11 protein-coding genes are annotated in these 9,117 nt (G+C 59.7%); 4 read left to right on the forward strand and 7 right to left on the reverse strand.

Annotated features, from left to right (window positions below; genetic code table 11):
- From GSM73_RS15320 to GSM73_RS15330, 3 genes are all read left to right on the forward strand, one after another.
- Window positions 1–655, forward strand: a 655-nt coding sequence (locus GSM73_RS15320) for an ion transporter (RefSeq protein WP_256676921.1), incomplete at its 5' end; no start/stop codon positions are given.
- A gap of 94 nt (window positions 656–749) precedes the next feature.
- On the forward strand, window positions 750–1,748 hold the full coding sequence (locus GSM73_RS15325) for a sulfate ABC transporter substrate-binding protein (protein WP_047229613.1): 999 nt from the start codon (window positions 750–752) through the stop codon (window positions 1,746–1,748).
- A 161-nt stretch (window positions 1,749–1,909) separates the two neighbouring features.
- Window positions 1,910–3,115, forward strand: a complete 1,206-nt coding sequence (locus GSM73_RS15330) for an MFS transporter (RefSeq protein ID WP_076383802.1) — start codon at window positions 1,910–1,912, stop codon at window positions 3,113–3,115.
- 63 nt (window positions 3,116–3,178) lie between these two features.
- On the opposite strand, the gene GSM73_RS15335 is transcribed toward GSM73_RS15330, so the two are convergent.
- The 4 genes from GSM73_RS15335 to GSM73_RS15350 all read right to left on the reverse strand — a co-directional run bounded on the left by GSM73_RS15335 (window position 3,179) and on the right by GSM73_RS15350 (window position 6,555).
- Window positions 3,179–3,370 carry a PLDc N-terminal domain-containing protein gene (locus tag GSM73_RS15335; RefSeq protein WP_047229615.1) on the reverse strand — a complete coding sequence of 64 codons (192 nt, stop codon included), beginning with the start codon at window positions 3,368–3,370 and terminating at the stop codon, window positions 3,179–3,181.
- 70 nt (window positions 3,371–3,440) lie between these two features.
- Window positions 3,441–3,971, reverse strand: a complete 531-nt coding sequence (locus GSM73_RS15340; protein WP_076383801.1) for a hypothetical protein — start codon at window positions 3,969–3,971, stop codon at window positions 3,441–3,443.
- A 144-nt stretch (window positions 3,972–4,115) separates the two neighbouring features.
- Window positions 4,116–4,634, reverse strand: coding sequence for an ankyrin repeat domain-containing protein (locus GSM73_RS15345; RefSeq protein WP_047229617.1), 519 nt, complete (start codon window positions 4,632–4,634; stop codon window positions 4,116–4,118).
- A 94-nt stretch (window positions 4,635–4,728) separates the two neighbouring features.
- Window positions 4,729–6,555 carry a long-chain-acyl-CoA synthetase gene (locus tag GSM73_RS15350; protein ID WP_107321770.1) on the reverse strand — a complete coding sequence of 609 codons (1,827 nt, stop codon included), beginning with the start codon at window positions 6,553–6,555 and terminating at the stop codon, window positions 4,729–4,731.
- Between the two features lie 354 nt (window positions 6,556–6,909).
- On the opposite strand from GSM73_RS15350, the gene GSM73_RS15355 reads away from it, so the two are divergent.
- Entirely contained in the window at window positions 6,910–7,188 is a 279-nt protein-coding gene (locus tag GSM73_RS15355) for a DUF3509 domain-containing protein (protein WP_042732342.1), read from the forward strand.
- A gap of 42 nt (window positions 7,189–7,230) precedes the next feature.
- On the opposite strand, the gene mtnC is transcribed toward GSM73_RS15355, so the two are convergent.
- The 3 genes from mtnC to GSM73_RS15370 are packed head-to-tail and all read right to left on the reverse strand — an operon-like array spanning window position 7,231 to window position 9,103.
- Entirely contained in the window at window positions 7,231–7,914 is a 684-nt protein-coding gene (gene mtnC, locus GSM73_RS15360; protein WP_160893122.1) for an acireductone synthase, read from the reverse strand.
- 4 nt (window positions 7,915–7,918) lie between these two features.
- Window positions 7,919–8,464, reverse strand: coding sequence for an acireductone dioxygenase (locus GSM73_RS15365; protein WP_047229620.1), 546 nt, complete (start codon window positions 8,462–8,464; stop codon window positions 7,919–7,921).
- Between the two features lie 18 nt (window positions 8,465–8,482).
- On the reverse strand, window positions 8,483–9,103 hold the full coding sequence (locus GSM73_RS15370) for a methylthioribulose 1-phosphate dehydratase (RefSeq protein ID WP_107321768.1): 621 nt from the start codon (window positions 9,101–9,103) through the stop codon (window positions 8,483–8,485).
- Window positions 9,104–9,117 lie beyond the last annotated feature (14 nt).

The raw sequence follows: 9,117 nt of genomic DNA on the forward strand, positions 1-9,117 counted from the left end.
GGCCGCCATCGAATGGGGGTTCACCTTCATCTTCATCGTCGAATATGGCCTGCGCCTGTACTGCTCGCCCAAGCCCCTGCGCTATGCGTTCAGCTTCTACGGCCTGGTGGACTTGCTGGCGATCGTGCCCGGGATCCTGGCGCTGTACTACAGCGACGCCCAGTATCTGCTGATCGTTCGCATCATTCGCATGCTGCGGATATTCCGCGTGCTCAAGCTCAGCCCTTACCTCAAGCAAGCCAACTACCTACTGGCGGCGCTGCGGGGGAGCAAGCAGAAAATCATCGTGTTCCTGGTCAGCGTCTCGACCCTGGTGACCGTGTTCGGCACCTTGATGTACGTCATTGAAGGCCCCGAGAACGGTTTCACCAGCATTCCCAAGGGCATCTATTGGGCCATCGTCACACTGACCACCGTGGGCTTTGGCGATATCGTGCCCAAGACGGCATTGGGCCAGGTGGTTTCGTCCCTGGTGATGATCACCGGTTACTCGATCATCGCCGTGCCGACGGGCATTTTCACCGCTGAGCTGGCCACGGCCATGCGCGGTGACCAGCTCAAGCATGATTGTCCGGTCTGCAGCAAAAACAACCACGATCATGGAGCTGCGTTCTGCTCCCGTTGCGGCAATGCGCTGTTTAAGAAACTGGAATAAGCAAAGCACTTTTTAATGCTTGATGGCCTATTGGCTTGCCGCTAGTGTGCCGGCTAATTGCCCGGAACCCCTTTCAAATAAAAAGGAATTCGCAGTGAAGAACTTCTTTGGTGCCTCCCTTCTCGCCGCTGGCCTGACCTTTGGCAGCCTGGCCCACGCCGCCCCGCCCCTGCTCAACGTTTCCTACGACGTGATGCGTGATTTCTACAAGGACTACAACACGGCTTTCCAGAAACACTGGCAGGCCGAGCACAACGAAAACATCATCGTGCAGATGTCTTTCGGCGGTTCCAGCAAGCAGGCACGCTCGGTGATCGACGGGCTGCCAGCTGACGTCATCACCATGAATATGGCCACCGACATCAATGCCCTGGCGGATAACGGCAAACTGGTGCCCGAAAACTGGGTCACCCGCTTACCGAACAACAGTGCCCCGTTCACCTCAGCCACCGTATTCATCGTGCGCAAGGGCAACCCGAAAGCACTGAAGGATTGGCCCGACCTGCTCAAGGACGGCGTGCAGGTGATCGTGCCCAACCCGAAGACCTCCGGCAACGGTCGCTACACCTACCTGTCGGCCTGGGGGTATGTGCTCAAGAATGGCGGTGACGAGAACAAGGCCAAAGCCTTCGTCGGCAAACTGTTCAAGCAGGCGCCGGTACTGGATACCGGTGGCCGTGCCGCGACGACCACTTTCATGACCAACCAGATCGGCGACGTACTGGTGACCTTTGAAAACGAAGCCGAGATGATCGCCCGCGAATTTGGCCGCGACCAGTTCGAGGTAATCTACCCGAGCGTTTCTGCCGAAGCCGAGCCACCGGTGAGCGTGGTCGATAAAGTGGTTGAGAAGAAAGGTTCTCGCGAGGCCGCCGAGGCCTACCTCAAGTACCTGTGGTCGCCCGAAGGCCAGGAAATCGCCGCCGCCAACTACCTGCGCCCACGGGACCCTGCGGTACTCGCCAAATACACCGACCGTTTCCCGAAAGTGGACTTCCTGTCCGTGGAAAAAACCTTCGGCGACTGGCGCACAGTGCAGAAGACTCACTTCAATGACGGTGGGGTTTTCGACCAGATCTACAGCGGGCAATAACGTCCTATCCACATTTGATCGTTCCCAGGCCCCGCGTGGGAACGATCACGCCTGTTTCATCATCAATAGCAAGCATGTCCGATATCAGCCACAAAGCCTGTTCCAGAGCCCGCTAACTCTTTAGCCTCACGCCATCCTTTCAAGCTACTAATGAGATTGCCATGAGTGCCCATCCCTCCTCCGTGCCCGCCGGTACAAGCCTGACTCGCGGCATGGTCCTGCTCTTCGCCTTCTGCTGCGGCGCCATTGTCGCCAACATCTACTACGCCCAGCCCATTATCGAACTGATCGCACCCGACGTCGGCCTGAGCAGCACCATGGCCAGCCTGATCGTCTCGCTGACTCAGATCGGTTATGCCCTGGGCCTGTTTTTCCTCGTGCCACTGGGGGACCTGCTGGAAAACCGTCGCCTGATGATCCTCACCACCGTTGTGGCGATTGCCAGTCTGTTGGCGGCAGCGTTCACCGACCAGCCGAACGTGTTCCTGCTGGTCTCGCTGCTGGTGGGTTTCAGTTCGGTGTCGGTGCAGGTGCTGATCCCGCTGGCCGCGCACTTGGCCCCGGAAGAGTCCAGAGGGCGGGTCGTGGGCGGGATCATGGGCGGCCTGCTGCTGGGGATCCTGCTGGCGCGGCCGATCTCAAGCGTGGTGGCCGATCACTTCGGCTGGCGGGCGATGTTCATGATCGCCGCCGCCTTGATGGCGGCGATCAGCATCGTCCTCGCATTGACCGTGCCAAAGCGCCAACCCGACCACAGCGCCTCTTATGGCCAGCTGCTGGGCTCGCTCGGCACCCTGTTGCGCCAGCAGCCATTGTTGCGCCAACGAGCCTTTTACCAGGCCTGCATGTTCGCCACCTTCAGCCTGTTCTGGACCGCCGTGCCGCTGGAACTGTCGCGCAATCATGGCCTGTCGCAAACTGAAATCGCCCTGTTCGCCTTGGTCGGTGCCATTGGCGCCATCGCCGCGCCCATTGCCGGTCGCCTGGCGGATGCCGGTCATACCCGCATCGCTTCGTTGCTGGCAATGCTGTTGGCCAGCCTGAGTTTTCTGCCAGCCTTCATCCATCCGCTCTACAGCGTCATCGGCCTGGCGGTTACGGGCGTGGTGCTGGATTTCTGTGTGCAGATGAACATGGTCCTGGGCCAGCGCACCATCTATGCCCTCGACGCCAAAAGCCGCAGTCGTCTCAATGCGCTGTACATGACCAGCATCTTCGTCGGCGGCGCGTTTGGTTCATCGATTGCCAGCGCGGTGTACGAGCACGGCGGCTGGTTATGGGTGGTGATCGTCGGCAGCGGCTTCCCGCTGCTGGCCTTGCTGAGTTTCCTGAAGACCTCGAAAAAACACGCACTGGCGACGGCCTGATACCGTCGCGACAGGGTCGCAATGCCCGGCGGCCGAGGCCTGCCGGGCAACATCAAAAAGCGATCAGATCCGCACGTTGCCTCGCGGCCCGGCAATCGCCCAGATGATCAGGCCCAGCACCGGCAACAGAAGGATCAACAGCACCCACAGGACTTTTGCCCCCGTTCCCGCGCCACTCTTGAGCACATTGATGATCGCCCAGATATCGAGCGCCAGGATGATCAGGCCAATCAGGCCGTTGAAGGTGGAACCCATGGTGTCGCTCCCAGATGGTGATATGCCCACTTAGGATAGCGGGGCCCGGCGAGGGTTCCGTTTTATTGCGTCAGACGTGGATCGCAACCTTCAACGCTTCCAGGGCCGGCGCGGCGGCGATGCCGACTTCGGCGCACAGCTCCAGCACGCGCGGCACGTCGTTGCCATACACCAGAACCATTTGCAGTTCATCGTCGAGCAACTGGCTGAAATTCATCAGCACATAACCGCCGTTTTCCTTGTTCAGACTGCTCATCTGGATCTGGATGCGATTGAGCGCCGTCAGGGCTTCGGTTTTCGCCAGTTGCTTGGGCTTGAGGTTGAAGGCCACACCGGGGCCGAACGAGGCAACAATCTGTTCGAACAGCTCTACATAAGTGTCGGCCTGGAACAACACGGTGTCCGGCAGACTCCCGACCACCACCCACTCGCCCAGTGGAATCGGGAAGCTATCGTCGTAGTTGATGTCCGGGTTGGCCGCCAGAAAAGCCGCCGGGTCGGCGTAGGCCTGGGCCGCTTCGTCAGCGATTTTCGCAACGTCCGCATCGCCCAGGCAGCCGGAGCTTATTTTGCTGATGAGTTCGACGAGTGCGGCTTTCATGGGGAAAATCCTGTGGCGATTGGGTTTTGAGGGCGCGCAGGATAGCGCATCACATTGATTGAGTCAGAAAGCTGTGGCCTGGGAGCTTTTGTGGCGAGGGGATTTATCCCCGCTGGGCTGCAAAGCAGCCCTAAAAGATAGGGATCAACCCAACAACTTCTCCAACTGCGCCGTGGTATCCACCGCGCCCATGGTCCTGGCTGCATCCAGCGCCGAGACGCCGTTGGCATCCTTGGCCTTGGGGTCGGCGCCTTTGCTGATCAGGTAATCGACGATCTCCACACGATTGAACATCGCCGCCATCATCAACGCGGTGCGACCATCGAAGGACGAGCCTTCCACCTGCGCCCCGCCGTCTACCAGCGCGGTGACCACGGCCAGGTCGCCCTTGAACGCCGCACCGGCAATCGGGCTCTGGCCATTGTCATTGCGGATTTCCGGATCGGCCTTGTTTTCCAGCAATACCTTCACCGTCTCCACATGCCCGTGGTAAGCGGCCAGCATCAGCAAGGTGTCACCCTTGTGATTGCGCAGGTTGGGGGGCAAACCTTTGCTCAGCAAGGCGGCCATCATGGCGGCGTCACCCTGGCGTGCGACATTGAACACCTGTTCGGCAAACTCCGCAGCCTCTTCCGGGGTCATCTGGCGGCTTGTATCGGACATGGGAAACTCCACTTAAGTCTTCGCAAAGCGACTAGTTTCCCGAGGGACTCCAGGCCTGTCATCCCTTTTTTCTCTGCACCGTGCATAGTCAGAATCAATAACGGTACTGTCCCTGCTGAATCTGCGCCGCCAGTTGCCGGTCGACCCGCACATAGGTCGCGGTGCCGGGCAGCCAGGCGTAGACCGGCTCATCGTCCGTGGCGCACGGGTCGAAGGCTTCGCTCTTGAGGCGGTTTTTCTGGTATTTGAAGGTGCCGGTGGTGTCCATTTTTACCTTGATGCGCAAGAACAACGGCACCGCATAGGCCGGCAACTTGCACTGCAAAAATTGCAACAGCTCAGCAAAATCCAGGGTAGCCAGGGATTCGGACGGAGTAATCGCCGCCATGCCGGCGCGGCCATTGGTGCCATTGATTTCGACGCCATAAGCCACCGCCTCGGCGATTTGCGCGTGCTGTAGCAATACGTTTTCAACTTCCGTGGTGGAGACATTCTCGCCCTTCCAGCGATAGGTATCACCGAGGCGATCAACGAACTGCCCATGGCCGAAGCCGATGTTGCGCAGCAGGTCACCGGTATTGAAGTAACGGTCACCAGGAACGAAGACGTCCTTGAAGATGGTTTTTTCGGTCTTGGCCGGATCGGTGTAACCGTCCAGCGGCGCCTTGTCGTCAATGCGCGCCATCAGCAGGCCCGGTTCTCCCTTGGGTACTTTCTGCATCCGGCCTTGCAGGTTGCGCAACGGCGCCCCGCTGTCATGGTCGTACTGCACCAATTCCCAGCCCATCAGGGAAAATCCGACGGTGTTGTCGAAATTCAGCACATTGGTGAAGCCGATATTGCCGTCGCTGGCCGCGTACAGCTCGCAGATATGGTCGACACCAAAACGTGTCTTGAAGGCCGACCATGCCCCGGGGCGCAAGCCGTTGCCGATCATCTTCCGGACCTCGTGCCGCCGGTCCTCGGCACTGGCGGGCTGGTCGACCAGGTAGCGACACAATTCACCGACATAGCCCAGGGTGGTGGCCCGGTAACGGCGAACGTCACTCCAGAACTGGCTGGCGCTGAACTTGCGCCGGATCGCAAACCCCGAGGCGCCGCAGATCGCCGCTCCCCAGCACACGCACAGGCCCGTGGCGTGGTACAGCGGCAGCGTGCAATACAAGACATCCGCGGGCTGCATGTCCAGGGCGATCAGGCCGAAACTGGTGGAAGTGCGCATCCAGCGCCCGTGGCGAAACACCCCGGCCTTGGGCAGCCCGGTAGTGCCCGAGGTGTAGAGATAAAAACATGGGTCGTTGAAAAAAACCTGCTGACTGCTGGCCGGGTTGTCACCTGGATGGCTGGCGCTGCTACTTATCAGATCAACAAAACCGGAAGGAACGACGGCGCTGTCCTGGTCGGCGACCCACCAGGTTCGGTGGCCGGACAGTGAGGTGCGGGCTCGCACGTCGTTGAAGGCCGCGACCCGTTCTGCCCCGACCACCACCGCGACAGGCGTGACCAACGCCAGGCTGTGCACCAGCGCGTCCCCGGTCTGCGAGGTGTTGACCATGGCGCTGACCGCACCGACCTTCGCCACCGCCAGCACCGTCACCAGCATCTCTGGCCGATTCTCGATGAAAATCGCCACGCAGTCGCCCTTGCCGATGCCCTGTGCCAACAGGTAATGAGCGATGCGATTGGCCTGTTCGTTGGCCTGCGCGTAACTCAATACCGTGTCGCCACACAACAACGCCGGCCCTTGGGGATTGCGCTGGGTGGCCTGTTCGAAACACCAGCCCAGGCCGCAAGGCTGGGTCGGGTCCTGGACGTTGGCGAGCTTCATGCCTTTGACGATACGGGGAATGGCTCTGGCAATAGTGGGTAGCTTGCGCAGCATCTTGCCCCAGGTAATGGCGTCGCTGGATGTACGACTCATGGTCACTCCCGTTCGACCTCGTGGGTCTGGGTTCTTGTTGTCGGGCTGGAGCTCAATTGCGCTCGAAATTACGCCAGCGATTCCGGCGCTGTACATGCGGTTTTTGCAATGTTTTGTATCCACCGTTCCGGACAGGCGGAGCATGAGCGCCAGAAATCCATTTGGTTCAACAAAAGATCAGCCGACCACGCAAAATGCAGGATGCACGATGGCCATTCATGCAAGTTGCACGAAAGCAAAAATAGGGGGAATTGTTAACTGATTGTTTTATAACGTTTTTTAATCAAGCCCAACGCTGGCACAGACACTGCAACTACCTCTCCACGGTTTGCCACCACCATGGAGCAGTCAAATATGAACATGATTCAAGAAAAGTTTGCGTCCCTCTTCTCCAACTACGAAGTGACCACTCAGGCCCGCCCGGATGGCGGTATCCTGCTGACCTTGCGCAACAGCGAAGGCAAACTGTTTAAACGCACAATTTCCTACGCCCAGTTGCACGCCGGGGACCAACTGTCCTGGGCAATCAGCGCAATCCGTCGCGACCTGGCGGAACAGGCCAGCGAGTTGCCGCAGATCGCCATGCTGCAAAGCCAGCATCGTTTTGCGCTGCCGACCTATCACAGCGCCTGATCGTGTTGTGGGAGCGAGCTTGCTCGCTCCCACAGTCCTCTATCAAAAACGCGCAGGATCGATTCGGGTAAAACTGTCCACCGTGACATGCCCTTGCAGCTCACCGCCCTCGCGCGCCACTCCGCATGTAGCCATGCCGGCATCACGGGCCGCATCCAGTTCCTGGACAATGTCCGACAGAAACAGAATCTCCTCCGGGGCTACGCCCACCGCCGCGCTGATGCGCTGGTAGGACTGGACTTCCCGCTTGGGTCCCGATGTGGTGTCGAAATAACCACTGAACAACGGCGACAGATCGCCAGCCTCGGAACAGCCGAAAATCAGCTTCTGTGCCTGGATCGAGCCCGAGGAATAAACGAACAGCCGTAAACCTTGCTGATGCCAGCGCTGCAGTGCCTGCACCGCGTCCGGGTAAACGTGCCCTTTCAACTGCCCCGCCTGATACCCCTGCTCCCAGACCATGCCCTGCAACGCCTTGAGCGGCGTGGCCTTGCGGTCTTCGGCGATCCACTCCAGCAGGATCGCGATGACGCGCTCGGTGTCGGCCCCCGGCTCACCATTGTCCTGACGCACCGCTGCCAATTGCTCGGCGACGTCGGCGCGGTTGGCATGCTGACGAACGAAATCCGGAAGATGCCTGGCGGCATAGGGAAACAACACATCGAACACGAAACTCACCGCACTGGTGGTGCCCTCGATGTCAGTGAGAATGGCTTTGATCGACACAGGCTCAGTCCTCCAGGCGCGGGAAACGGCTGGCGATGTCGTCGCCAGTGAACTTCGCGACCCAACCTTCCGGGTTGTTGAACAGGCGAATGGCAACGAAATGTGGATGCTCGCCCATGTCGAACCAGTGCGGCGTGCCCGCAGGCACCGAGATCAGGTCATTCTTTTCGCACAGTACGGCGTAGACGTAATCGTCGATGTGCAGGGTAAACAGGCCACGACCGGCGACGAAAAATCGTACTTCGTCTTCAGCATGGCGATGTTCATCGAGGAATTTGGCCCGCAGTTCGGCTTTTTGCGGGTGATCGCTGTTGAGGCTGATGACGTCGACCGTGACGTAGCCGCGCTCGGTCATCAACCGGTCGATCTGGGTCTTGTAGGCGGCAATCACTTCGTCCTGGCCGGCGCCTGGCTGGATTTTCGTCGCCGCTTCCCAGCGGTCGAAGCGAACACCTTTATCGGCCAGGGTCGCGGCGATGTCTTCGAAATGGGTCAGCACCTTGTTCGGAATGTCGGGGCTTGAGACGTGATAGACGGACAGGCTGCTCATGGTTAGGGCTCCAGCAAATTAACGGTTCAGGAGTGCGCGGGTCTTGAGCTCACACTCAAACAGGAACTCGAACGCTTCGATCTGGCGCAGGGCATCGTTCATGCTCGGCCCCCAGGTATACAGGCCATGCCCGCGAATCAGGTAGCCGACGCAATCGGGGTGAGCCTCGAGCCACGGCTGCACCTGGCCGGCCAGGCGCGCGATGTCTTGGTCGTTGTCGAAAATCGGCACGCGGACACAGGATTCGTGGGTCGACACACCGCTGAAGGCTTTTTGCAGTTCGTAGTCTTCAAAGTCGATGAAAGCCTGGTGGGTCAGGCGCGACAACACCGTGGCATTCACGGAATGGGTGTGCAGCACCGCGCCGATCTCCGGGCGCCAGCGATACAACTGGGTGTGCAGCAGGGTTTCGGCGGAGGGTGTCTTGCCGCGCTCCAGGCTGTTGCCGTCCAGGTCGGTGGCGAGCACATCATCCAGGCCCAGTTGCCCCTTGTGCTTGCCGGACACGGTGAGCAAGGCCTGGTCAGGGGCAAGCCGGGTCGAATAGTTGCTGCTGGTGGCCGGGGACCAGCCGCGGCCATACAAAAAACGCCCGGCGTCGATGATTTCCCGGGCGAGCTGTTCACGGGTAAGGCTCATGGCCTGTCCTCTTG

The sequence above is a fragment of the Pseudomonas sp. PICF6 genome (assembly GCF_009831705.1).
GTDB classification, from domain to species: domain Bacteria; phylum Pseudomonadota; class Gammaproteobacteria; order Pseudomonadales; family Pseudomonadaceae; genus Aquipseudomonas; species Aquipseudomonas rhizophila.